We start from the raw sequence: 24,171 nt of genomic DNA, 5'->3' as shown, positions 1-24,171 counted from the left end.
CGGGCGTGAGCACACGCCAGCTCTCGAAGTCCCAGCGAAGACGTGCGCGGACGGAGAAGTCGTGTGGTCCTGACGCCCCCGGGGTCTGTGCGTCAAGTCCTGCAGTGATGTGGCGGCCCGACCGGGTGTGCGCATCAGTCATCTGCAAGACGACGGGGGCAATAGTGCATCGCTCCCCGGGGAGAGCACGAAGGACACCGTTAAAACCATTCGCGCAGGGAAGGCCGGGCGACCGGCAACACCTGTGGTCCACCCCGTGTGCATCTTTCGTAGCGCACGGACCTGCGAGTGCCAGCCGGCGCCCGGCCTTCCCTGCGCCCTTGTCTTTGCGAGGGCAACACGACGGAGCAAAACTCGGGCGAAATGCGTCGCGAGAAGGTGAAGTCTCGTCTGCCGTTGAACGGCTCTCTGCGCGGTTCCTCGGCCGGTCTCGCGCGCCGCAAAGCACGAGACGATTGGAACGCTGGCTGTCCGCCACGGTTAGCTCCATTGCAAAGACCGGCTTTCCCCGGGATGATGACATGACTGATCTGTCCATTGATGCGCGGCTGCTCGCTCCAGACAATGATCGGCACCGCGCAAATCTGACGGTCGTCACGATCGCTGCGGCCATTCTCCTCGTCGGCGCGGTGGCCCTGTCGGGCACGATCGCCTGGCATCAGGGATTGTTGTTCCTGCTCGGCGGTGCGCTCGGCCTGACGCTCTATCATGCGCTGTTCGGCTTCACCTCGGCTTGGCGCGTCTTCATCGTCGCGCGCCGCGGCGCGGGCTTGCGCGCGCAGATGGTCATGCTGGCGCTGGCGACCGCACTGTTCTTCCCCGCGCTGGCGCAAGGCACGCTGTTCGGCCAAGCCGTGCATGGCGAACTCGGCGCGGTCGGTGTCGGCATGCTGACCGGCGCATTCCTGTTCGGTCTCGGCATGCAGCTCGGCGGCGGCTGCGCCTCCGGAACGCTCTATACCGCCGGCGGCGGCAACACCCGCATGCTGGTCACGCTCGCAGCCTTCATTGCCGGGTCGACGCTCGGGGCCCTGCATCTGCCCTGGTGGAGCGCGCTGCCGAACATCGGCGCCGTCTCGCTGATCGAGAGGTTCGGATGGTTGCCGGCGCTGCTGCTCGGCTGGATCGTAATGGCGGCGGTCTATCTCACAACGGTCAGAGCCGAGATCGGCCGGCATGGCACGCTCGAGCCGGGCGCGCGGACCAAGCTGCGCGGCGCGCGCCGCTTCATGCAGGGCCCATGGCCGCTCTTGTGGGGCGCGATCCTGCTCGCGATCGGCAATTTCGCCACGCTCTATCTCGCCGGGCGGCCATGGGGCATCACCTCCGCCTTCGCGCTGTGGGGATCGAAGGTGTTGATGGGGCTCGGTGTCGACGTCGCGTCCTGGCCGTACTGGCAGGGCGCGCGGGCGGCCTCGCTGCATCAAAGCATCTTCGCCGACATCACCTCCGTGATGGATTTCGGCATCATGCTGGGCGCGCTGTTGGCGGCGGGCCTCGCGGGAAAATTCCAGCCGAGCTGGCAGATCTCCGCGCGGTCGCTGCTCGCCGCCATCGTCGGCGGCCTGCTGCTCGGATATGGCGCGCGCCTCGCCTATGGCTGCAACATCGGCGCCTACTTCAGCGGGATCGCCTCCGGAAGCCTGCACGGCTGGTGCTGGCTGGTGGCGGCCTTCGTCGGCAATATCCTGGGAACGCAGCTCCGGCCGCTGTTCGGTCTGGCCGTCGAGCGAGAACCGACGGCCAATGCGAAACGATAAGACCGGGCGTGTGTCCCTACCCGATCCCCCGTCCGAACTTGTTTGACTTCGGAAAACCCTTCGGCGGCAGGCGGCCCGCGTCACCGCGATTGCCTTGCCACTCGGCGAGCTCCTTCATGGTCGCGGAGAATTCGCGGCCGGCCGAGTCCTTCCAGGTCAGGCCCGCCTTCGCATCGAAGACCGCGACGTCGGACAGGCCGCCGTCCTTGTACTTCTGCAACCGCGTACCACGGCCACGTGCCATCTCGGAGACCTGCTCGAGCGGGAAGACCAGCATCTTGCGGTTCTCGCCGATGACGGCGACGGTGTCGCCGGTGACCTCGGTGATCGCGCGCGCCTCGTTGGGCATGTCGACGTTGAGGACCTGCTTGCCCTTCTTGGTGGTGCCGACGCAATCGTCCTCATTGACGACGAAGCCCTGCCCCTCGTGGCTCGCGACCAGGAATTTGCGCCCGCCCTTGTGGACGAACAGCGTGACCGGCGCGGCCTCGGGCTCGAGGTCGATGAACTGGCGGATCGGCTCGCCGTGACCGCGGCCGCCCGGAAGCTTGGCGACGTCGATCGCGTAAAATTTTCCGTTGGTCGCAAACAGCAAGAGCTTCGAGGTCGTTTCCGCAAAAAACGCAAATCCGAGCTTGTCGTCCTGCTTGAAGGCAAGGCCCGAGAGATCCTCGACATGGCCCTTCATGGTGCGGATCCAGCCCTTGTCGGAGACGACGACCGTCACCGGCTCGCGCTCGACGAAGGCTTCCTCGATCGCGGCGAGATCATGCTCGGGCGCATCGGCAAAAGTGGTGCGGCGCTTGCCGAGCGGCGTCTTCGGTCCGAACATGTCGCGGACCTTGCCGACCTGCTCGCTGACCTTCTTCCACTGCTCGGCTTCCGAGGCGAGCACCGCATTGATGCCCTTGAGCTCGTTGCGGAGGTTTTTGTCCTCGGTGCGGATCTCCATCTCTTCGAGCTTGCGCAAGCTGCGCAGGCGCATGTTGAGGATGGCTTCGGCCTGCACCTCGGTGAGCTTGAACGCCTTCATCAGTTCGGGCTTGGGCTCATCCTCGGTGCGGATGATCTTGATCACCTTGTCGATGTTCAGATAGGCGATCAGGAAGCCGCCGAGCACTTCGAGCCGGTGCTCGATCTGCGCCTTGCGATAGTTCGTCCGGCGGATCAGCACGTCGCGCAGATGGTCGAGCCATTCGCGCAGGCACTCCGCGAGCCCCACCACCTTGGGGATGCGGCCCTTGATCAGCACGTTGAGGTTCAGCGGAATCTTGTTTTCGAGCTCAGTCAGCCGGAACAGCGATTCCATCATCAGCGCAGGATCGACGTTCTTCGACTTCGGCTCGATGACGAGGCGGACGTCCTCCGCGGATTCGTCGCGGACCTCGCCGACCAGCGGCAGCTTTTTCTGGTCGAGCAGCTCGGCGATCTTCTCGACCATGCGCGACTTCTGCACCAGAAAGGGAATCTCGGTGACCACGACGACCCAGGTGCCGCGCGCGCCCTCTTCCTGCTCCCACCTGGCGCGGACGCGGAACGAGCCGCGGCCGGTGCTGTAGGCCTCGGCGATCGCCTGCTTGGAATCGACGATGATGCCGCCGGTCGGGAAGTCCGGACCCTTGACCCATTTCAGCAGGGCCTTGGATTTCGCGTCGGGCTTCTCGATCAGATGCAGCGCGGCATCGCACAGCTCGGCGGCGTTATGCGGAGGGATCGAGGTCGCCATGCCGACCGCGATCCCCTGCGCGCCGTTGGCGAGCAGGTTCGGGAAGCCGCCGGGCAGCACGACCGGCTCTTTCGACTGGCCGTCGTAATTGGGTCGGAACTCGACGCCGTCCTCGTCGATGCCGTCGAGCAGAAGCCGCGCGACGTCGGTCATGCGCGCTTCGGTGTAGCGGTAGGCGGCGGGGTTATCGCCGTCGATATTGCCGAAATTGCCCTGGCCGTCGACCAGCGGATAGCGCGACGAGAAATCCTGCGCGAGGCGGACCATGGCGTCGTAGATCGCCTGGTCGCCGTGCGGATGGAACGAGCCCATCACGTCACCGACGATTTTGGCGGATTTCTTGAATCCCGTGCCGGGGTCGAGCCTGAGCAGGCGCATGCCGTAGAGGATGCGCCGGTGCACCGGCTTCAGTCCGTCGCGCGCGTCCGGCAGCGCGCGATGCATGATGGTGGAGAGCGCATAGGCGAGATAGCGCTCTTCCAGCGCCTCCCGCAGCGGCACGTCATGGATTTCGGCCGGCTCTTCCGGCGGAACGATTCGTTTACCCATGCCGCCCCGTTAAACCGTGGAAGCGAATCGGGCAAGGATCGATTGGTTCCCTGTGCGCGCCTACTGTCCCGCCCAGCCCGCCGTCATAGGTGGAGTCTTGATAGGCGGAGTCTTGGCCTCGGCAGGGGCCGGTGCGTTGGTCAGGCAGCGGCGGGCCGTCTCGATCTCGGCCTCGGTTGCGCCGTGGGACCGGGCCCATGTCTCTGCGGCTGCAGCGGAATATTTCGCGACATAGTACCGCACGACGGTGCAGGAGGCCCGACGAAACACACCCGATTGCGGCTCCCCTGCCGTTGCGTCCGGCGCGAAGGCAAGCAGCGCCGCCGAGAGCGCAAATCCCCTGATCAACATTTGGGCTGTCCCCGCTGTGGAACCCATTGTGGAACTTGGAAGCCAAGTCGCCCGAACCGATTTGGTTCCGCGGAACTCCATGTTCAGCCGCAAGACAGAGTCCCGATTAGCTCATGGCGCCGGAATGGCCACCTTCGCCTGCTGCCGCGTCAGCGCGTTGATGAAGCCGGCTCGCGCGTCAGAATGGCCCTGGCCGCGCGGCTCCAGCACATGGCGCAGCAGGAACAGGCCGGTCAGACGAAAGCCATCCTGGAGATCCTGATCGGTGAGCTCGCTCGCGGTCTCGCCATGACGCAGGAACGGCGGCAGCCGCAGCAACCGGTCACGCCACGGCTCGCCCGCGCCGCGCGAGACCGCGCCGCCGGATTTGGGCGAGACGTAAATCAGGTCGGAGGTTTCGCCGGTCACCGCGCAATTCTCCAGCGCCAGCCCGAAGCCGAGTTCGGCCAGCATCGCCAGCTCGAAATGGATGAGGTGCACGGCGGCGCTGCCGATGTCGTCGAAATCGTCGAGCGAATGTTCGAGCAGCGCAAAGATATCTTCGTGCGGATCGCGTTCGGGAAGCAGCCGCGCGATCGAGGCCAGATGGGTGACGCCGTAGACCCCATGGGAGGATCCCAGCAGTGTCGCCGCACGCAGCTTCAGACCTTCGATGGCATAGGTGCCGAGATGCTCGTCGAGCCGCGCCCGCCAGACCACGCTGACGCTGTTACCGGGTTGCAGCAGCGGCCGCATCCGCGAGCCCGCGCCGCCGCGCACGAGACCGAGATGCCGGCCATGCGCCCGCGTCAGCAGCTCGACAATGGCGCTGGATTCGCCATGCCGCCGCACACCCAGCACGATGCCTTCGTCGGTCCATTCCATCGGATGAAGCTTACCGCATTTGCGGTGTCGTAGGGTGGGCAAAGCAAAGCGTGCCCACCAATTTGATCGGCCGTGCGACTATGGTGGGCACGGCGCGCAAGCGCGCGCCCTTGCCCACCTTACGCAGCCTCACGCGTCGAACCAGTCCTGGGCGTCGCCGGTGAAGGAGAAATACAGACCCATTGCCGTCAGCACGCAGGAGACGATCTCGATGGCGCTGTCGAGCTCCATGCCTTTCTCGCCGATAATCTGTGCGAGCGAGATCAGTGACAGCACCAATGCCGCTCCCAGCACCCAGCGCGGCCAGTTCTTGCGCCCGTGCGCGGCCAGCCAGACGAAGTAGACCAAGAGCAGGATCATCCCGCCGGCGAGCAGCGTCGCCGTCATGATCATCTGCTCGGTCATCTCGGCATTGGGCGTGCGGTCCTGCACCGCGACCGACACGGCATCCAGCATCAGCGATGCATAGAGCAGCGCTTCGAAGCGCCGGACGTTGCTGGGCAGGCTCATCGATGACCGATCTTTTCTTGGTTATTCCCTGGGAAAGTCCAGGCCCATCTCGCGGTAGCGATCGGGATCGTCGCCCCAGTTCTCGCGCACCTTGACGAACAGGAACAGGTGCACCGGCACGTCGAGGATCTGCATCAGCTCTTTGCGCGAGTCAGCGCCGATCGACTTGATGGTGGCGCCACCCTTGCCGAGCACGATCTTGCGCTGGCTTTCGCGCTCGACGAAGATGGTCTGCTCGATCCGCACCGACTTGTCCTTGCGCTCCTCCCATTTGTCGGTCTCGACCGTGGACTGGTAGGGCAATTCCTGGTGCAGCTTCTGATAGATCTTTTCTCGCGTGATCTCGGCCGCCAGCTGCCGCATCGGCGCATCCGACATCTGGTCTTCGGGATAGAGGTATGGGCCGGGCGGCACCATCTTGGCCAGCGTTGAGCGGATGTCGTCGACGCCGTCGCCCGAGATCGCGGAGATCATGAAGGTTCTTTCGAACTTCATGCGCTCATTGGCGGCCTGCGCCAGCGCCAAAAGCTTCTCGCGCTGGACCAGATCGACCTTGTTGATTACCAGGATCTTGTCGTGGTTGACACTTTCCGCCTTGGCGAGGATCGCCTCGGCCTCCTCGTCGATTCCCGTCTTGGCGTCGAGCAGCACGCAGACGAGGTCGGCATCATGCGCCCCGCTCCACGCGGTCGAGACCATGGCGCGGTCGAGCCTGCGCTTGGGCAGGAAGATGCCGGGCGTGTCGACGAGAATGATCTGCGAACTGTTCTCGATGACGATGCCGCGGATCAGCGCCCGCGTGGTCTGCACCTTGCGCGAGACGATCGTGACCTTGGCGCCGACCAGCGCGTTGACCAGCGTCGACTTGCCGACATTCGGCGCGCCGATCAGCGCAACGAAGCCGCAGCGCGTCGCAGTGGGCACCTCGCCGCTTGCTTCAGCTGTCATTGCCGCCGCCGACGCCTTCGCGTTCGATCATCACCGAGGCCGCCACCTTCTCCGCCGCACGCTTGCTGCCGCCGACGCCTTCGGCCGGCGCCAGTCCCGGCAGGTCCACGGCGACGCGGAACTGCGGATCGTGATGCGGGCCGGTGCGCTCGACCTCGCGGTAAACAGGCGTCGGCAGTCCCTTGCCTTGCGCCCATTCCTGCAGCACGGTCTTGGGATCCCGCAATGGACGCCGCGGCTTGTGCATGCGCTCGGTCCAGTTGCGCTTGACGAACTCGTCGGCCGCCGCGTGACCGCCGTCGAGGAAGATGGCGCCGATCACGGCCTCGCAGATGTCGCCGAGGATCGACTTGCGCAGGCGGGCGTCGGCGCTGGAGCCGACCGAGCCGAGCTTGATGTCGTCGAGCAGGCCGAGCGACTTGGCGACGTCGGCGCAGCTCTCTTTCCGCACGAGCTCTGCAAGACGCTTGGACAGTTCGCCCTCATCGGCGTTCGGGAAAGCGTGGTAGAGCATGTCGGAGACGACGAGCCCGAGCACGTGGTCGCCGAGGAATTCCAGCCGCTGATAGCTGTCGCCGCGCTTGCGTCCCGATTTCAGCGCCGAGACATGCGTGATCGCCTGCATCAACAGGTTCGGGTCAGTGAAGCTGTGGCCGATGCGCGCCTCGAGCGCCGCGTTTGCATCCGCCGCCTTCGCCTTGTCCTTGGCCTTGCTGCTGCGCGCCCGCTTCTTCCTCGCGGGGGCCTTCGTTTCAGGCATCTTGGTCGCAGCTTCGCCGTCGGGTGCGGTTTGCGCCTCGATCGGTTGGGCCGCGATGTCCTTGGCTTCGTCTTTCATCGGACGATTTTGAAGAACCGATTCCAGCGCACCGCCCACGGCCAGCGCCAGAACATCCAGGCATGCTCGCCTTCGCCGATCGAGAAGAAGATCATCTGGGCGCGGCCGATCAGGTTTTCGGCCGGAACGTAGCCGACCTGGCCGAGGAAGCGGCTGTCGGTCGAGTTGTCGCGGTTGTCGCCCATCATGAAGAAGTGGCCGGGCGGCACGGTGTAGACATTGGTGTTGTCCATATAGCCGTTGTCGGCGCAGTCGAGCGTCTCATACGACACGCCGTTCGGCAGCGTCTCCTTCCAGCGCTTCACCCGGGAAATGCCGCCGCCTTCGGCGCCGCAGGGATCCTCGCCGACGAATTCGCTCATGCGCTGCCGCTCGACCGGGACGTCGTTGATGTAGAGCAGCCCGTCCTTCATCTGGATGTGGTCGCCGGGAAGGCCGATCACGCGCTTGATGTAGTCGGTGGAATCGTCCTTCGGCAGGCGGAACACGACGATGTCGCCGCGGTTCGGATCCGAGCCCCAGATCCGGCCCGAAAACAGGGGCGGCGAGAACGGGACCGAGTAGTGGCTATACCCGTAGGAATATTTCGAGACGAACAGATAGTCGCCGACCAGCAGCGTCGCCTTCATCGAGCCGGACGGGATGTTGAAGGGCTGGAACAGGAAGGTGCGGATCACCAGCGCGATCAGGAGCGCGTGGATCACGACCCGGATGGTCTCGCCGACGCCGCTCTCAGTTTTCGTTCCCGAAGTCACGCTCATTGCTCTCTCAATTCCGGCCGGCGGTCACAGAGCGCCCTCCTCCCGCGAACAGCCCATCGGTTCGCGGCGTAAGGAGATTGTCCTGATTCTGATAGTAAGGGCCAATTCCGGCGTAAAGCCGAATTCGCCCAGCCTGATTTGCGTCAGCGGACTTTTAGACGGTTGTCGCAGGCCACGCAATCAAGGATCGCATCAAAACTGCCCAACCCACTGATATGTAATAAGAATTATAAATTCGACCCGAGACCGTCAGGGTTTCGCCAGCGGGACCGCGGAAATGATGACGAAGGCCTGCGCGAGCGGCCAGTCGTCGGTGATCGACACATCGATCCTCGCCTCGAACCCCTCCGGGGTCAGGGCCTGGAGCCGGGCCAGGGCGCCGCCGGTCAGCCGCATGGTCGGCCGTCCCCCCGGCAGGTTGACCACCCCCATGTCGCGCCACCACACGCCGCGCCTGATGCCGGTGCCGAGCGCCTTGGAGCAGGCCTCCTTGGCGGCGAAGCGCTTGGCATAGGTCGCCACCACCATCTTCTCGTTCTTGGCCCGCCGCTCCGCCTTGGCGCGCTCGGCTTCGGTGAAGATGCGGTCGAGGAAGCGCTCGCCATGGCGCTCGATCACTTTGGCCACGCGGGTGATGTCGATCAGGTCGGAGCCGATGCCGATGATCATGCCGGGCTCCGGCCGCGGTCCATCGCCGCGCGCATGCTGCGGACCGTCTCGGCGAGGCCGACGAACAGCGCCTCGCCGATCATGTAGTAGCCGATGTTGAGCTCCATGATCTCCGGCAGGGCCGCGATCTTCTCTGCCGTCGCATAGTCGAGCCCATGCCCGGCGTGAACTTCCAGCCCGGCGGCCTTTGCGAGCTTCGCCCCCGCCACGATCCGCTGCCATTCGGCTTCGGCCTTGTCGGCACGGCCGTCGACGACGGCATCGCACCAGGCGCCGGTGTGGATCTCGATCACCGGCGCGCGCAGCTGCGCTGCCATCTCGATCTGCGCGGGGTCGGCGGCAATGAACAGCGAGACGCGGATGCCGGCATCGTTCAGCCGCGCGATATAGGGCGCGAGCGCATTGTGCTGGCCGACGACGTCGAGGCCGCCCTCGGTCGTCACCTCCTGGCGGCGTTCGGGCACCAGGCACACCGCATGCGGCTGGGTGGCGAGCGAGATCCGCATCATGTCGTCGGTCGCCGCCATCTCGAAATTCAATGGCTTGGAGATTTCAGCCTTGAGCCGCGCCATGTCCTCGTCGCGGATGTGGCGGCGGTCCTCGCGCAAATGCGCGGTGATGCCGTCGGCACCGGCCTCGATCGCGAGCAGCGCGGCCCGGACCGGATCGGGATGGCTGCCGCCGCGTGCGTTCCGGACGGTCGCGACATGATCGATATTGACGCCGAGGCGGAGCGGAGTTGCGCGCATTTCAGGACTCACGAAATCTGGGCGATCGACGCATGCGAGATGCGTCTATCCATTAACACGTTCGACGCGGGCGACGACCGCCTTGGCGCGCAACTGGGCCAGGATCGCGCTCAGATGCTTGAGGTCATAGACCTCGAGATCGATCGTCGTCTCGGTGAAGTCGGGCGAGCGGCGCTGCATGCTGATATTGTCGATGTTGCCATCGTGCTCGGCGATCACGGTCGCGATCTGCGCCAGCGCGCCGGGCTCGTTGACGTTCTCCACCTTGATGCGGGCCGGAAAGCGCTGCGGCGCGGTGTCCTCGATGTCCCAGCGGACGTCGAGCCAGCGCTCCGGCTCCTCCTCGAAATCCTTCAGGGCCGGCGCCTGGATCGGATAGATCGTGATGCCCTCGCCCGGCGTGACGATGCCAACGATGCGGTCGCCCGGCACCGCGCCGCCGTTCGGCGCGAACTTCACCGGCAGGTCGGAATTGATGCCGCGGATCGGAATCGCGACCGGGCTGCGCGTCGGTTCGGACGATTTATCCTTGAGCTTGGCGGCAAGCCCCTTCTTGACGCCGTAGCGCGCGACGCGCTCCTCCTTGTAGTCGGGATACATCGCGCGCGCGACGTTGGAGGCCTTGATCTCGCCGCGGCCGACCGCCGCCATGACGTCCTCGATCGAGGTGCGCGCAAGCCGCGGCAGCGCGCCCTTGAGCTTGTCGTCGGCATATTCGATCTTCGCGCGCTCGAACAGGCGCTCGACGATGCGCCGGCCGAGACCGGCATATTGGTCGCGCACGGCGGTGCGCGTGGCGCGGCGGATCGCGGCGCGCGCCTTGCCGGTGACCGCCAGCGTCTCCCAGGCCGAGGGCGGCGCCGATTGCGCTTCCGAGGTCAGCACCTCGACCTCGTCGCCGTTCTGCAGCTCCGAGGACAAAGGCGCGAACTTGCCGTTGATCTTGCAGCCGACCGCGCTGTTGCCGACGTCGGTATGCACCGCATAGGCGAAGTCGATCACATTGGCATGGCGCGGCAGCGCGATCAGCTTGCCCTTCGGGGTGAAGCAGAACACCTGGTCGTGGAACAGTTCGAGCTTGGTGTGCTCGAGAAATTCCTCGGGGTTGGCACTCTCGGAGAGAATGCCGATGGTGTGGCGCAGCCAGGCGAACGCGTTGGATTCGCGCTTGAGGAATTCGGTCGGCGAGCCCAGACCTTCCTTGTAGAACACGTGCGCGGCAATGCCGCGCTCGGCGATCTGGTCCATCCCCTCGGTGCGGATCTGGAGCTCGACACGCTGGTTGCCGGGACCGATCACCGTGGTGTGGATCGAGCGGTAGTCGTTCTGCTTCGGCGTCGAGATGTAGTCCTTGAAGCGTCCCGGTACGACCGGCCAGGTGGTGTGGACGATGCCGAGCGCGCGATAGCAGGCCTCGATGTCGTTGACCACGAGGCGGAAGCCGAAGATATCGGACAATTGCTCGAAACCGACCGACTTGCGCTCCATCTTGGTCCAGATCGAGAACGGCTTCTTGCGGCGGCCGTAGACCCGCGCGCCCAGGCCGCGGTGGCGCAGATTGTTGGAGAGCTGGTCCTCGATCTCGCCGATCAGGTTGCGGTTACGCTCGGCGAGCGCGTCGAGCCGCTGCATCACCACCGAATAGGCCTCGGGGTCGAGGGTGCGGAACGACAGATCCTCCAGCTCCTCGCGCATCTCCTGCATGCCCATGCGGCCGGCGAGCGGCGCATAGATGTCGAGCGTCTCCTCGGCGATGCGGCGGCGCGATTCCGTCGGCACGAAATCCAGCGTGCGCATGTTGTGCAGGCGGTCGGCGAGCTTGACCAGCAGCACCCGGACATCGTCGGCAATGGCCAGCAACAATTTGCGCAGATTCTCGGCCTGCTTGGCCTCGCGCGACACCAGCTCCAGCCGCTTCAGCTTGGTCAGCCCGTCGACCAGCGCGCCGATCTCGGGGCCGAAGATCTGGTCGATCTCGGCCCGCGTCGCCTCGGTGTCCTCGATCGTGTCGTGCAGCAGCGCGGCGACGATGGTGGCGTCGTCGAGCTTGAGGTCGGTGAGAATCGCCGCGACTTCCAGCGGGTGCGAGAAATAGGGATCGCCCGAGGCGCGGGTCTGCGAGCCGTGCGCCTTCATGGCGTAGACATAGGCGCGGTTCAACAGGTCTTCGTTGGTGTTGGGATTGTAGGACCTGACGCGCTCGACAAGGTCATATTGACGCATCATGCGCGCGCGCGGCTTGGCCGGACGGGCCACCGGCGCAGTCGGGGCCACGGCAACCGACTCGGTTGCGGCCAGCATCTGCGTTGGTCTCCGGCGCCGATACACCATGCCCATCCTGCCTTCGAACGGACCACGCGCGAGCCCGTTGTATACATCCTAGCTCCGATCCGGCCTGCGTCCGATCAATTCAGTGACAGGCGCGGCGCGAACCGGCAACGCTATGGTAACCACGAAAACGCCAACAAAAGCAAAGGCCCGAACGACGGTTCGGGCCCTTGATAAGATCACAAGAAGTCGAAGACTGCGATGGGACGATTTACTCGTCCTCCTCCGGCTGCTCTTCGGGCGGCGCGAGGCCTTCGAGGCCCTTCAGGAGCTCCTCTTCGGTCATGCGCTCCACGGCAACTTCGGTATCGTCCGCATCGACGCTGGCGCCGGCGGAACCGATCAGCGGCACGGTGTCCGGCTCGGGCTCGTCGACCTCGACGAACTTCTGCAGCGAGTGCACCAGCTCCTCGCGGAGGTCCTCGGGCGAGATGGTCTGGTCGGCAATTTCGCGCAAAGACACAACAGGGTTCTTGTCGTTATCGCGGTCAACCGTTAGTTGTGAACCGGACGAAATCATGCGGGCGCGGTGGGCGGCCAGCAGGACCAGGTCAAACCGGTTGTCGACCTTGTCGATGCAATCTTCTACGGTGACGCGAGCCATGGACTGTCGCTCCGCTGTGGGTGGGACGAAATATGTGGATGATCGGGGCTAGTTATAGGGGCTGGGGCGATTTCGCAAGGCCAATTTGTGATTTGGCCTCGCCAAACGGCTCTGCTACCCCCACATTGGGGTTGGGTCGCGTGATTTTCCGGGCTGTCGGACGGGGCAGCGCTGGATGTATGCACGACCGCCATAACTATACCTTGATTGCCCCGACTTCTCCGGATTTGCGGTTTCGACGGGTTTCGGCAGCATTTGATGTGCGCGGCTCACTGCCGCCGCGCCAACAATAAACGATCAATCACGAACACGACGCGAGCAACTGATGTCACCTTCTGCTACCAACAAGATCGCGCTCTTCATCGATGGGGCCAATCTCTACGCCACGGCGAAAACTCTGGGCTTCGATATCGATTACAAGCGCCTGCTGAAGGAGTTTCAGAGCCGCGGGACCTTGCTGCGGGCGTTCTACTACACCGCGATCATCGAGGATCAGGAATACTCCTCGATCCGCCCGCTGATCGACTGGCTGGACTACAACGGCTACACCGTCGTCACCAAGGCGACCAAGGAATTCATCGACGCCTCCGGCCGCCGCAAGGTCAAGGGCAACATGGACATTGAGCTCGCCGTGGACGCCATGGAGCTCGCCGAGCACATCGACCAGATGGTATTGTTCTCCGGTGACGGCGACTTCCGCTCCCTGGTCGAGGCCGTCCAGCGCCGCGGCGTACGGGTCACCGTGGTCTCCACCATCGCCAGCCAGCCGCCGATGATCGCCGACGAGTTGCGCCGCCAGGCCGACGTCTTCACCGACCTCGTCGAGCTGCAATCCAAGCTCGGCCGCGACCCGTCCGAACGCCCTGCCCCGCGTGACCGCGGCGAGCGTGGCGAGGGACGCCACCACGCCCCGCAATTCCTCCAGCGCGCAACCACCATGGCGCCGAGGGGCGATGACGACTTCGAGGAGTGAGGCGGCCCGGTCGAGCTGCCAGCCTCTCACCGTCGTCCCCGATCGCGATTGTCCGCTCTGTCCGCGCCTGGTCGCCTTTCGCGAGGCGAACCGCGCGCGCGAGCCGTTATGGCACAATGCGCCGGTCGCCCCCTTCGGCGACATCACGGCGCGCCTCCTGATCGTCGGGCTCGCGCCGGGCATGCAGGGCGCCAACCGCACCGGCCGTCCCTTCACCGGCGACTATGCCGGCGACCTGCTCTACGCCACGCTGCTCGAATATGGCTTTGCCAAGGGCAGCTATCAGGCACGTCCCGATGACGGCCTCGAGCTGGTCGACTGCCGCATCGCCAATGCCGTGCATTGCGTGCCGCCGCAGAACAAGCCGCTGCCGATCGAGATCAACACCTGCCGCCGGTTTCTCGTCGCCAATCTCGCAACCATGCCGAACCTGCGTGCGATCGTCGCGCTCGGGCGTATTGCGCACGACAGCGTGCTCAAGCCGCTGAACCTGAAGGGCTCACAGGCACTGTTCGGCCATGGCGCGGTGCACCAGGCCGGTTCGCTCAGGCTCTACGACAGCTATCACTGCTCCCGTTACAACACAAACACGGGCGTGCTGACGCCGGACATGTTCAGATCGGTGTTCGCGAAGGTGAAGGCGGATCTCGACTAGCTCGTGAACCCCATAGAGTGGGCAGGCCCTTAGGATGGCGAATATGCGCCGAGCGTCGAGCGCATGATGCACTGTTGATAGTCGATTGCGCGACGGACCTCTGCGAGTTCGTATATCTGACCCAATCCAGGAACGCTTAGCTATGCTCACCGTCTATGGCGAAGGTCGTGGCTTCCGCGTTATTTGGCTGCTCGAGGAATTGGGATTGCCTTATCGGCTGCGCCCGGTCGATCTGCGGGCAGTCGAGAATGATCGCGATTTCCTCGCGATCAACCCGGCCGGCTTCATTCCCGCACTGCAGGACGGCGAGACGATCATGGTCGAATCGATCGCGATTCTCGAGTACCTGCTCGCCCGCCACGGCTCAGGTTCACTTGCCGTCGCCCCGGACGATCCCGCCTTCGCGTCCTATCTGCAATTTCTCCATTTAGGCGAGGCCGGGCTCGCCGGGCCGATGAACGCCGTCTTTGTCGGTCGCGACCTGGCGCCCGAAGCCGAGCGAGGTGCCAGGGTTACCCGCTGGGCGCTCGATACCTTCGAGAGCCGGCTGGGGTTGGTTATCCGCCGCCTCGCGGATTGCCCCTATCTCGCTGGCGATCGATTCACTGCTGCGGATATCTCGGTGAGCTACGCCCTCCTGCTCGGCCTGAGGACTGGCAACTACGTTCCAGGTTCTACCGAGCGGGACTATCTCACCCGAACGACGGCACGCCCCGCTTACGCCCGAGCGATGGAAAGCTGCCAGGCCACCAAGGCTTGGGCGGCGAAATCACCGGGATTGTAGTGCTCGCTTCTCTCGCTTCAGTCCGGCCGTGGCTCCGAACTTGCGAGTCTACGGACAAAGCGCGATGAGACGCGCTTTAGGCTGTTGTTTGAGCATGATCTTTCCGGATCACGCTTTAGGCTTGACGGGATTGGCCTTCAGCCACTCCAGGACATCGCCGGCGTTCCGGTCGGGCGGGAACACCGGATAGAACACGTGGGTGATCCTGGCGTCGTCGATGATCAGCGCGAGGCGCTTGATCAGGGTCAGGCCGGCGACCTCCATCGTCGGCAAATTCAGGGCGCGCGTGAGCGCCAGCTTCTCGTCCGACAGCACGGGGAACGGCAGATGCAGCCGGCAGGCCATTTCGGTCTGGTATTCGTTGCTCTGGGTCGAGAGCCCGAACACGTGCGAGGCGCCAGCCGCCTTCAAATCGGCGAACAGATCGCGGAACGCGCAGGTCTGCGGCGTGCAGCCGCGCGCGCCCGGGATCATGTCCCAATCGTCGACCAGCGAGATCTTGCCGGGCTCGCCGGTGCGCGGATAGGCGAACACCACGGTCCGCCCCGAGAGCGCCGACAGCGTGACTGACGTATCGTCGGTCGCGAGCAGGCTGATCGGCGGCAGCGTCATACCTGTCAGGTGCGCAGCGCCGCCATCGTCGGCGGGTGCGGGAATCTGGCTCCAATCGACCTCGAGCAGGTTCTTCTGAGTCATCGCGCTATCCCCTCGCCCGCATCAGCCGGCCCTTCTCGCGGCTCCAGTCGCGCTTCTTCTCGCTCTCGCGCTTGTCGTGCAGCTTCTTGCCCTTGGCTACCGCGAGCTGCAATTTGGCCCGCCCGCGCTCGTTGAAGTAAAGCTTGAGCGGGATCAGCGTCATGCCCTCGCGGTCGACCGCGCCCATTAGCTTGTTGATCTGCCGACGATGCAGCAGCAGCTTGCGCGGCCGCTTCGGCTCATGGTTGAAGCGGTTGCCCTGGAGATATTCGGGAATGGTGGCGTTGATCAGCCAGATCTCGCCGTCCTTGGAATCGGCGTAGGATTCCGCAATCGTGCTCTTGCCGTTGCGGATCGACTTCACCTCGGTGCCGGTCAGCGCAATGCCCGCCTCGATCGTGTCCTCGATCGCATAGTTGAAGCGGGCCTTGCGATTTTCCGCCATGACCTTGATCGGACGTTCGTTCTTGTCGGCCATGGAGACAAAACCTGATCGAGATATGCAGCGATGCTAACAGTTCGGATGAAGCGCGCGCGTCACTTCTTGAGGAGATCGCGGATCTCGGTGAGCAGCACGACCTCCGCCGACGGTTTCGGCGGCTCCGCCGGCTTGCTCTCTTCCTTGCGCTTCAGCGTGTTCATGGCGCGGATCACCAGAAACAGCACGAACGCGATGATGATGAAGTTGATCGTCAGCGTCAGGAAGTTACCGTAAGCAAGGACGGCGCCTTGCTTTTTCGCATCCGCTAAATTGGTGGCCGTGACCTTCGCCGACAAGGGGGTGAAGTAGTTCGAGAAGTCGAGGCCACCGGTTGCGGCGCCGATGATCGGCATGATCACGTCGCCGACCAGCGAGTTGACGATGCACCGAAGGCCGCGCCGATGATGACGCCGACGGCGAGGTCGACGACGTTGCCCTTCATGGCGAACTCGCGGAACTCATTGAGCATCTGCCTACCCTTCTCGTCGACGCTCATGAACGGCTCCCCCGAACAGCTAATCCATCAATTGATCAGCCCCGCGTGCACCATGGCGCTGCGCACTGCGACGCGCGTGGGCTCCGAGACCGGAACCATCGGCAGCCGCAGCGTCTCGTCGAGCTTGCCGAGCAGCGACATCGCATACTTGATCGGCGCCGGATTGCTCTCGATGAAAAGGTTGTTGTGCAGCGGCATCAGCTTGTCGTGAATTGCGAGCGCCGCCTTGGTGTCGCCCTTCGCCCAGGCAGCCTGGAACTCCGAGCACAGGCGCGGCGCGACGTTCGAGGTTACCGAGATGCAGCCATGGCCGCCGTGCGCCATGTAGCCGAGGATGGTCGCGTCCTCGCCGGAAAGCTGGTTGAAATCCTCACCCATCGCGGCGCGCTGCTGCGACACGCGGACCATGCTGGCGGTGGCGTCCTTGACGCCGGCGATGTTCTTCAGCTCCCACAGCCGCTTCATGGTGTCGACCGACATGTCGATCACCGAGCGCGGCGGGATGTTGTAGATGATGATCGGGATCCCGATCGCGTCGTTGATCGCCTTGAAGTGCTGGTACATGCCTTCCTGGGTCGGCTTGTTATAGTACGGCGTCACCACCAGCACAGCGTCCGCGCCTGCCTTCTCGGCGTGCTGGGAAAGCTCGATTGCCTCCTTGGTCGAGTTCGAGCCGGCGCCGGCGATCACGGGCACGCGGCCCTTGGCCTCGGCGATGCACCATTCGACCACCTTCTTGTGCTCGTCATGGCTCAGCGTCGGGCTCTCGCCCGTGGTGCCGACCGGGACCAGGCCGTTGGTGCCCTCTGAGATCTGCCAGTTGACCAGGGAGCGGAACGCCGCCTCGTCCAGCGAGCCGTTCTTGAAGGGCGTGACCAAGGCGGTGAACGACCCCCGGAATTTCGTCTTGGCTGCCATGGATTTCCTCCGTACGCGGCGATCTCTTGAGAGCAAGTCCCATACATATCGGGTCTATCCCGCCGGTAAAAGGCCCGCTTCCGCGTGACACACCGTTTAAGCCGCGATTTTGCCGCGGTGGTGGTGCAAACCCGGCGGAGGTAAGCGGCTGTTGGTATTTTGTCCGCATATTCAATCAAATACAGCCAGATCTTGTACACATAGGTCTTGAGCCAGTTGACTGATTCGGGGCGACGAAACGCCGTGATCTCCTTTCCTTGCGCCGTATGGCGATCCGCAGGTCTGGTCGTGTGCCTGGCGGCGGGGCTGTCGATCGGCTGCGCCGCCCTCGCCAAGTCCAACGAGACGGCCGGGGATGCCGCCACAGAGAGCGCAAAACCGGCCGCAAAGGGACCGGCCAAAGGATCGACCAAGGACACGGCCAAGGACGCGGCCAAGGGAACCGGCAAGGACACTTCGAAGGGCACGAACAAGGGCGCGGCGAACGCTCCTGCCAAGGATGCCGCGAAGAAGCCGACCAAGGATGCAGCCAAGAACGCCGGCAAGGACCCCGCGAAGGACAAGCCCAACGACAAACCGAAGGACAAACCGAAGCCTGCCGCAGCGGCCGCGGCACCAAAATCGCAGCCGGCCGCCCACGGGTCGTCCCCCAAAGCCGCGCCCGCGCCGGCCGTGACGGCCACCGTCAGACCGACCGCCCCAGTTCCCGCCAAACCGCTCACGGCTCCCGTCCTCGCCCCCGCGACGCGGCAGCACGCGGCGCCGCGCAAGCCGGTCACGCCGGCCGCGGTCGCTGCGACCTCCGCGACGTCGCAGGCCGACAAGGACACGCTGGAGACCGTCATCGAGCTGGTGCGCAAGCGCAAGGCGGGCGACGCCACCAATTATGCCGCCTCTATCTCCGATCCTGTCGCGCGAAAACTCGCGGAATGGATCATCCTGCGCAGCGAGGACAATGGCGCAACCGTCGAGCGCTACCGCGCCTTCCTCTCCGCCAATCCGAGCTGGCCGTCGCAGACCTTCCTGCGCCGCCGCCTCGAGGCCGCGATGTGGGACGACAGGCGCGACGATTCCGTTGCGTGGTCGTGGTTCGAGAACGAGTCTCCGGTCTCCGCCAAGGGCCGCTTCTCGCTTGCCAAGGCGATGCTGGCGCGCGGCGACCGCGCCAATGCCGAGCGGCTGGTGCGCGAAGCCTGGCGCAGCGATCCGATGTCGGAGGAGACCGAGAACAACGCGCTCGACCAGTTCGGCGCACTGCTGACGCCGGGCGACCAGAAGGCACGGATGGACACGCTGCTCTACGGCAGCGAGAACGAGGCTGCACTTCGCGCCGCCAAGCGGCTCGGCGCCGGCTATGTCGCGCTCGCCAAGGCCCGCATCGCCTCGTTCAGGAAGGCGCCGAACGCGCGCGCGCTGCTGGAGGCGGTGCCGCGCGAGCTGCACAATGACCCCGGCTTCATCTTCAGCAAGATCCAGCTGCTGCGCCGCGAGGAGAAGTTTGCGGAAGCGGCCCAGCTGATGCTGTCGGCGCCGAAAGATCCGGGCCGGCTCTACAATCTCGACGAATGGTGGATCGAGCGGCGCCTCCTGGCGCGCAAGATGATCGACACCGAGGAATTCCGCAGCGCCTATCTGATCGCGCGCGATGCGGCCCTGCCCTCGCGCGACATCTACAAGACCGAGCAGGAGTTCACCGCGGGCTGGATCGCACTGCGCTTCCTCAATGATCCCGCGACCGCCGCCCAGCACTTCGCCCGCATCGGCGTCGGCAGCGTCAACCCGACCACGCTGGCGCGCGCCGGTTATTGGCAAGGCCGCGCCGCGGAAGCCGCGGGACGCCAGCAGGAGGCGCGCAACGCCTATGCCCGCGCAGCCGAGCAATCCACGAGCTATTACGGCCAGCTCGCGCGCGCCAAGCTCGGCCTGCCGCAGATCGAGCTCAACAGCCAGCCGCGCAGCCGCGGCGCCGAGCGGCTCGAGATCGTGCGCGCTGCGCAACTGCTCTACGAGCTCGACGAGCGCGAGCTCGCCGTGCCCATGCTCGCCGACATGGGCGAGAACGGCGATCCCGAAGCGCTTGCCGGCCTCGGCGAGCTCACCCAACGCTACAGCGACGCGCGCGGCATGCTGCTGCTCGGCAAGGCTGCGCTCAATCGCGGGCTGCCCTTCGATTTCTACGCCTATCCCGTCAACGGCATCCCGCAATTCTCGCAGATCGGCCCCGAGGTCGAGCGCAGCATCGTCTACGCCATCGCGCGGCAGGAAAGCGCATTCAATCCCTCGGTGGTGTCGCCGGCGCAGGCCTATGGCCTGATGCAGGTGACGCCGGACGCCGCGCGTTATGTCTGCAAACGGCACGGCGCCACTTACGACCTGTCGCGGCTGAAGAACGATTCGTCCTACAATGCGACCCTCGGCGCCGCCGAACTCGGCGGGCTGCTCGAGGATTATCGCGGCTCCTACATCATGACCTTTGCCGCCTACAATGCCGGCCGCGGCAGCGTGAAGAAGTGGATCGACCGCTACGGCGATCCGCGCGACCCCAAGGTCGATGCGGTCGACTGGGTCGAGCTGATCCCGTTCTCCGAAACGCGCAACTACGTGCAGCGGATCATGGAGAACCTTCAGGTCTATCGGGCCCGCTTCGGCGGCGGCACGCGGTTGCAGATCGAGGCCGACCTACGCCGCGGCACCGCCAGCGTAGAATAGAACCCCTCGCCTCAGTCGCTCTGCCGGGAGCATCGGTAGCGAGCGATGCCGTCAGGCCTCCTGGTCTTCGACGGATCAGGTCTGTAAGGTCGTCGTCACATCGACCAGCGCACCCTCATCCGCCTGTTTGAAGCTGAACGCAGCGGTCGCGCCCGGCTGCAAGCCCAGAATCGGCGGGCGCTTTGCAAGATGCATCGGTGAGCGACGGTCTGCCCATGCGCGCCTCGGACGGGATCCGGCTTGCGCGGAGCTCCCTCGCTCGCAACGGCTTCGATCAGGTCGCGGCGAGCGATCATCGATGGAACGGGAGGCGCCAACTCGGCCGTCATGACCCAATGCGAGAACAAGCCGGCAAAACAAAAACCCCGGCGGTTTCCCGCCGGGGCTCTCTGTCAGGTCGTTAGACCAAACTTACCAGTTGCGCTGAGCGCGGAGGAGCAGGGTGAACGAGTCCTGGTCCTTCATTTCGTACACAGCGGCCGGCTTGGCCGTGCCAGCGATCGCCGGAGCCGCAATCAGACCCGAATACTTCTGATCGATGCGGGTCCAGTTCAGGTCGGCCGAGAAGGTCAGGTTCTTGACGGGCGTCCAGCGGGTGATGAGACCCACCTGGCCAACATTGAAGTTGGGGTCGCAAGTGCCGGTGAGGCCCAGCAAACCAACCATGTTGGCGCAAATCGCCGCCTTACCCAAGGAGCCGAAGCCAGCGTGGGCATAGGCACCGTAGATCGCGGTGTTCCAGTACGGATCCCAGTTGTGGGTGTAGGCACCACGGAAGCCCCAGGTCTTCACCGACTCCTGGCTCGAACCGGTCGTGTACACCGTATCGGGCGCGCTGGCGATGCCAAGGCTCTGATAGGCGCCGAAGGCACCGGTGTCGCCGTAGATGGAATAGGTGCTGCCCGCCAGGTTCTGGAAGTTGTAGCGGGTCGCACCGTCGGTGTAGACGCCCTGGATGTTGATCACGTCACCCGCACCAGTCGGGATGTTCTTGATCGACAGAGCGAGCTGAACCGCCCAACCCCACTTGTCGTCGGGATGGCCAGTCAGTTCGGTCGCGCCGTAGTAGCCGACGTGGTTGTCATGCGCAGCAACCGACGCCTGGAAGAGGCCCCAGGCCTGGTCGACACGGACCATGCCGACGAGGTTCGGCGAACGCGTGCCGCCGATGCCGTTCGAACCGTAGGAGCCACCGACCAAGCCGGCTGCCGTCGCACCCGTCAGGTTGATGTTGCCGGCATCATAGTAGGCCGCCCTATCTTCTGCCGAGAACGACGCCGTCACGCCCTGACCGAAGTCAGCGGTGTAGCTGAACTGGTTGACGCCAGTGACCGTGCCGCTGCCGCCGACGAGGCTGTCGATGTTGTTGCCGGGATAGTTGGTCCAGGGCGCGTCGAACTGCGACACGGCCTTACCCATCGTGAAGCCAGCGAACTGGATGAAGGCGTAGTACACGCCGAGCGAACCGCCCGAGGTGCCGCCGTCGCTGGGATTGAGGGTCGTCGAGCCAGCGATCGTCGAGCTGTAAGCGGTCGCGCCGGTAGCGGAGCCGGTGCCGATATAGCCGCCGGTGGTCCAGGAGAACGTCGCATCAAAGAAGGTGCGGACGACGCCGTACTCGGTCGCGGTGCGCGTGTCGATGTTGAGATCTTCACGAGCGCGCATGGTGTAGTAGTTGCTGAGGCGGTTCTTCGCGCCACCCGGCGAACCGTTCTCAATGCCGTAGATGCTATTGGTGTTCAGCCCGACTTCAGCGCGCAGATAACCACCCAGCTTGATGCAGGTATCAGTGCCCGGGATGTAGTAGAATCCGGCACCGTACAGGGAGCAGATCTTCACGTATTCGACCGCTTTGGCCTTCACGGGGAGATCGGCTGCCTGTGCTCCGCCAACGGCGATCAGACCCGCCGCTGAACCGAGCAAAAGGCTCTTAACCAACTTCATGTTAAACCTCCAAGTTTGCTCTATAGGGAAGGTTCCGGATCCGCTGGGTGACGACACCCTAAGGTTGGTTCCCTTGTCCCTTAACTCACCGCTTAGCCGCTTCGCGCCTTCGGACACACCCGCTGAACGCGAGGGACTTAAGCGAACCACCTAAAACGGGACGACCTCGGGATGCCCCCCTCCGTCGCTCAGTCACAATTACCGAACGTCCTTGCACACACAACAACAGAACGCTCCGGAACGGGCCTATGACGCGCGTTTCCCAGAGAGTGTTGCACAAATAACACGCAGATGTGATCGACGCGCCCTCGTAACGCATTGTTAAAGCTAATGTTTTCGAGACGGTTCCATTTGCCTTCAAAGTTCCACACATAAGGCGACCCAACTGGGAGCGGGTCCGAAACGGCTGTCGCGCACTCGAATCGCAGAATCGGAAGGACACTCAAGGAGAAGGCATGCCCCTCTCGTTCGCGCCCCTCATCCTGCGCAGGCGTGGTCACGGCGAGGCCCGCCGCGTGCCGGCAGGTCGGATCGAGCCCGGCAGCCCGACCTTCCGCCGCGCTCGCTGACTTTGGCGAGAAACTCAGCCGCGTATTCGAGAAAAGGCGGCTTGCGTGCGGGAAACCGCCCCTGCGACACCGGCCGGACATGCCGGCTCTATGCCCGTTGGCGGGGAATTGGGGTTCTCGCCCCGAGGGGAGACCCGTCTTGTTTCGAAGATCGCTGGGAATATTCGAACGAAAACACGCGCTTCCAAATTGACCAGCCCAAGCAATTAGATGCATAAGGCTCGCACCGGAGAGGTGGCCGAGTGGCTGAAGGCAACGCTTTGCTAAAGCGTCATACGGTCTCAAGCTGTATCGAGGGTTCGAATCCCTCCCTCTCCGCCACCCAGCAGCAGAATCAAGCCCGATTGCGCCGTTTCAACTGAAAGCGATCGTCGAACGGCCGCGAAAGCCTGGCGCAAGGATCAGTGCCGCTGAACTGCCCCGATTCGCGCTCTCCTTATATATGCGTGTCCGCCTCCAGCGGCTGGATCGCCGGGGCCGCCATGCGAGGCGCCATCAGCACCGGCTCGCCATTCCGGTTGGATCGCTCGTGCCGTGCGGGTTCTTGAGCGGTAGCACGGTCAACGAACTTGATTCAGCCCAACCGCGCGCGCCTGAAGCACGGATCCGGATGCCGGTCTCCGCTCACTGGGCCGAAACCCACGCCCTCGCATCGCGCTGGGCGGCCGCGATCTCGGCATCCGACATCTGGCTGGCGATTTCCTGGCGCAGCGCCACAGCGTCCTTGCGGCCCTTCAGGGCGGCGAGGTTGAACCATTTATGCGCGGCGACGAGATCGACCAGGCCGGAGCGGCCGCTCGCCCAATAGATTCCGCGCTCGAACAGCACGTCCGACAGCGCGCTCGCATCGATCGGCGTCGCCGTATCGAGATCGAAAGTACCCTGAAACATCACGCATCCCCTTTTTTCTTGTGCCGCCTCGTTCCCCGAGTGCGGCTCCCGTCCAACTCTGATGTGCATGACCCTTCCTGGATCACACACGGTTCAACTCATCCCCGAGTCTTCTTGCCCAATGCCGTTTGCCGGCTTGTTGGAGGCGATGATGGCGGGCAAATTTGAATGGCAGTTTAAGTATCGCGATGAAGCAGACGTAAACGCGACGGCGCGCCATCCGCTCGCCGAATTCAAAAAGTCTTCGTTCTGCAGGGATTTCCGAGATTCGTCAGATTCGGTTTACCGTGCGATTTTCGGACAACGATAACCATCGCGCGGAGTGGCGCGTGGGCATCGAGCATGGCGCCGCGCGTTGTCGTCGCCCGCTGGGCGGATGACCCAATATTTGCAGAGAC

General features: G+C 64.3%; 21 protein-coding genes, 1 tRNA gene and 1 pseudogene. 6 read left to right on the top strand and 17 right to left on the bottom strand.

Annotated elements, in window-relative coordinates:
• Window positions 1-521: 521 nt before the first annotated feature.
• Window positions 522-1,760, top strand: coding sequence for a YeeE/YedE family protein (locus JJB99_RS17625; protein ID WP_200499909.1), 1,239 nt, complete (start codon window positions 522-524; stop codon window positions 1,758-1,760).
• Between the two features lie 16 nt (window positions 1,761-1,776).
• Here the strand turns inward: JJB99_RS17625 and parC are convergent, their stop codons facing one another.
• From parC to rpoZ, 11 genes are all read right to left on the bottom strand, one after another.
• Complete coding sequence (parC, locus tag JJB99_RS17620; protein WP_200499908.1) at window positions 1,777-4,035, bottom strand: DNA topoisomerase IV subunit A; 2,259 nt, start codon at window positions 4,033-4,035, stop codon at window positions 1,777-1,779.
• Window positions 4,036-4,095: 60 nt separating this feature from the next.
• The gene (locus tag JJB99_RS17615; RefSeq protein WP_200499907.1) at window positions 4,096-4,386 is read right to left on the bottom strand and encodes a hypothetical protein; all 291 of its coding nucleotides are present in this window, start codon (window positions 4,384-4,386) and stop codon (window positions 4,096-4,098) included.
• A gap of 111 nt (window positions 4,387-4,497) precedes the next feature.
• Window positions 4,498-5,250 carry a DNA repair protein RecO gene (recO, locus tag JJB99_RS17610; RefSeq protein ID WP_200499906.1) on the bottom strand — a complete coding sequence of 251 codons (753 nt, stop codon included), beginning with the start codon at window positions 5,248-5,250 and terminating at the stop codon, window positions 4,498-4,500.
• 129 nt (window positions 5,251-5,379) lie between these two features.
• Window positions 5,380-5,760, bottom strand: coding sequence for a hypothetical protein (locus tag JJB99_RS17605; RefSeq protein WP_200499905.1), 381 nt, complete (start codon window positions 5,758-5,760; stop codon window positions 5,380-5,382).
• A 21-nt stretch (window positions 5,761-5,781) separates the two neighbouring features.
• Window positions 5,782-6,708 carry a GTPase Era gene (era, locus tag JJB99_RS17600; protein ID WP_200499904.1) on the bottom strand — a complete coding sequence of 309 codons (927 nt, stop codon included), beginning with the start codon at window positions 6,706-6,708 and terminating at the stop codon, window positions 5,782-5,784.
• Window positions 6,698-7,546: a ribonuclease III gene (gene rnc / locus JJB99_RS17595; RefSeq protein WP_200499903.1), complete on the bottom strand. Its 849-nt coding sequence runs from the start codon at window positions 7,544-7,546 to the stop codon at window positions 6,698-6,700. The genes era and rnc overlap by 11 nt, the downstream gene beginning before the upstream one ends.
• Entirely contained in the window at window positions 7,543-8,307 is a 765-nt protein-coding gene (gene lepB / locus JJB99_RS17590; RefSeq protein ID WP_200499902.1) for a signal peptidase I, read from the bottom strand. Before lepB ends, rnc begins: the two co-directional genes overlap by 4 nt.
• Before the next feature lie 249 nt (window positions 8,308-8,556).
• Window positions 8,557-8,976, bottom strand: a complete 420-nt coding sequence (acpS, locus tag JJB99_RS17585; protein WP_200499901.1) for a holo-ACP synthase — start codon at window positions 8,974-8,976, stop codon at window positions 8,557-8,559.
• Window positions 8,973-9,725: a pyridoxine 5'-phosphate synthase gene (locus JJB99_RS17580; RefSeq protein ID WP_200499900.1), complete on the bottom strand. Its 753-nt coding sequence runs from the start codon at window positions 9,723-9,725 to the stop codon at window positions 8,973-8,975. The genes acpS and JJB99_RS17580 overlap by 4 nt, the downstream gene beginning before the upstream one ends.
• Window positions 9,726-9,770: 45 nt before the next feature.
• On the bottom strand, window positions 9,771-12,056 hold the full coding sequence (locus JJB99_RS17575; protein ID WP_200499899.1) for a RelA/SpoT family protein: 2,286 nt from the start codon (window positions 12,054-12,056) through the stop codon (window positions 9,771-9,773).
• A 208-nt stretch (window positions 12,057-12,264) separates the two neighbouring features.
• Window positions 12,265-12,657: a DNA-directed RNA polymerase subunit omega gene (gene rpoZ, locus JJB99_RS17570; RefSeq protein WP_027522935.1), complete on the bottom strand. Its 393-nt coding sequence runs from the start codon at window positions 12,655-12,657 to the stop codon at window positions 12,265-12,267.
• A gap of 325 nt (window positions 12,658-12,982) precedes the next feature.
• On the opposite strand from rpoZ, the gene JJB99_RS17565 reads away from it, so the two are divergent.
• From JJB99_RS17565 to JJB99_RS17555, 3 genes are all read left to right on the top strand, one after another.
• A complete protein-coding gene (locus JJB99_RS17565) occupies window positions 12,983-13,630 on the top strand; it encodes an NYN domain-containing protein (protein ID WP_200499898.1) in 648 nt (215 codons plus the stop codon).
• Complete coding sequence (locus tag JJB99_RS17560) at window positions 13,611-14,285, top strand: uracil-DNA glycosylase (RefSeq protein WP_200499897.1); 675 nt, start codon at window positions 13,611-13,613, stop codon at window positions 14,283-14,285. Before JJB99_RS17565 ends, JJB99_RS17560 begins: the two co-directional genes overlap by 20 nt.
• A gap of 142 nt (window positions 14,286-14,427) precedes the next feature.
• Window positions 14,428-15,069 (top strand): glutathione S-transferase family protein, encoded by a 642-nt coding sequence (locus JJB99_RS17555; protein ID WP_200499896.1) that lies wholly within the window; start codon window positions 14,428-14,430, stop codon window positions 15,067-15,069.
• Window positions 15,070-15,177: 108 nt separating this feature from the next.
• On the opposite strand, the gene JJB99_RS17550 is transcribed toward JJB99_RS17555, so the two are convergent.
• The 4 genes and pseudogenes from JJB99_RS17550 to dapA all read right to left on the bottom strand — a co-directional run bounded on the left by JJB99_RS17550 (window position 15,178) and on the right by dapA (window position 17,660).
• Complete coding sequence (locus JJB99_RS17550) at window positions 15,178-15,765, bottom strand: peroxiredoxin (RefSeq protein WP_200499895.1); 588 nt, start codon at window positions 15,763-15,765, stop codon at window positions 15,178-15,180.
• A 4-nt stretch (window positions 15,766-15,769) separates the two neighbouring features.
• Window positions 15,770-16,243, bottom strand: a complete 474-nt coding sequence (gene smpB / locus JJB99_RS17545; RefSeq protein WP_035709956.1) for an SsrA-binding protein SmpB — start codon at window positions 16,241-16,243, stop codon at window positions 15,770-15,772.
• Window positions 16,244-16,302: 59 nt separating this feature from the next.
• A pseudogene (mscL, locus tag JJB99_RS17540) lies at window positions 16,303-16,715 on the bottom strand (large conductance mechanosensitive channel protein MscL).
• Between the two features lie 54 nt (window positions 16,716-16,769).
• The gene (dapA, locus tag JJB99_RS17535; protein WP_200499894.1) at window positions 16,770-17,660 is read right to left on the bottom strand and encodes a 4-hydroxy-tetrahydrodipicolinate synthase; all 891 of its coding nucleotides are present in this window, start codon (window positions 17,658-17,660) and stop codon (window positions 16,770-16,772) included.
• 243 nt (window positions 17,661-17,903) lie between these two features.
• Here dapA and JJB99_RS17530 point away from each other — a divergent pair, with 243 nt between their 5' ends.
• A complete protein-coding gene (locus JJB99_RS17530) occupies window positions 17,904-20,369 on the top strand; it encodes a lytic transglycosylase domain-containing protein (RefSeq protein ID WP_200499893.1) in 2,466 nt (821 codons plus the stop codon).
• Window positions 20,370-20,780: 411 nt separating this feature from the next.
• Here JJB99_RS17530 and JJB99_RS17525 read toward each other — a convergent pair whose 3' ends face one another.
• Window positions 20,781-22,313 carry a porin gene (locus JJB99_RS17525; protein ID WP_200499892.1) on the bottom strand — a complete coding sequence of 511 codons (1,533 nt, stop codon included), beginning with the start codon at window positions 22,311-22,313 and terminating at the stop codon, window positions 20,781-20,783.
• A 797-nt stretch (window positions 22,314-23,110) separates the two neighbouring features.
• Here JJB99_RS17525 and JJB99_RS17520 point away from each other — a divergent pair.
• A tRNA-Ser gene (locus JJB99_RS17520) sits at window positions 23,111-23,203 on the top strand.
• A 303-nt stretch (window positions 23,204-23,506) separates the two neighbouring features.
• Here the strand turns inward: JJB99_RS17520 and JJB99_RS17515 are convergent.
• Entirely contained in the window at window positions 23,507-23,773 is a 267-nt protein-coding gene (locus JJB99_RS17515; protein WP_200499891.1) for a hypothetical protein, read from the bottom strand.
• Window positions 23,774-24,171: the final 398 nt, after the last annotated feature.

Origin of the sequence: Bradyrhizobium diazoefficiens (genome assembly GCF_016616235.1) — a bacterium.
GTDB lineage: Bacteria > Pseudomonadota > Alphaproteobacteria > Rhizobiales > Xanthobacteraceae > Bradyrhizobium > Bradyrhizobium diazoefficiens_H.
This window is presented reverse-complemented; position numbering and strand designations above follow the sequence as displayed.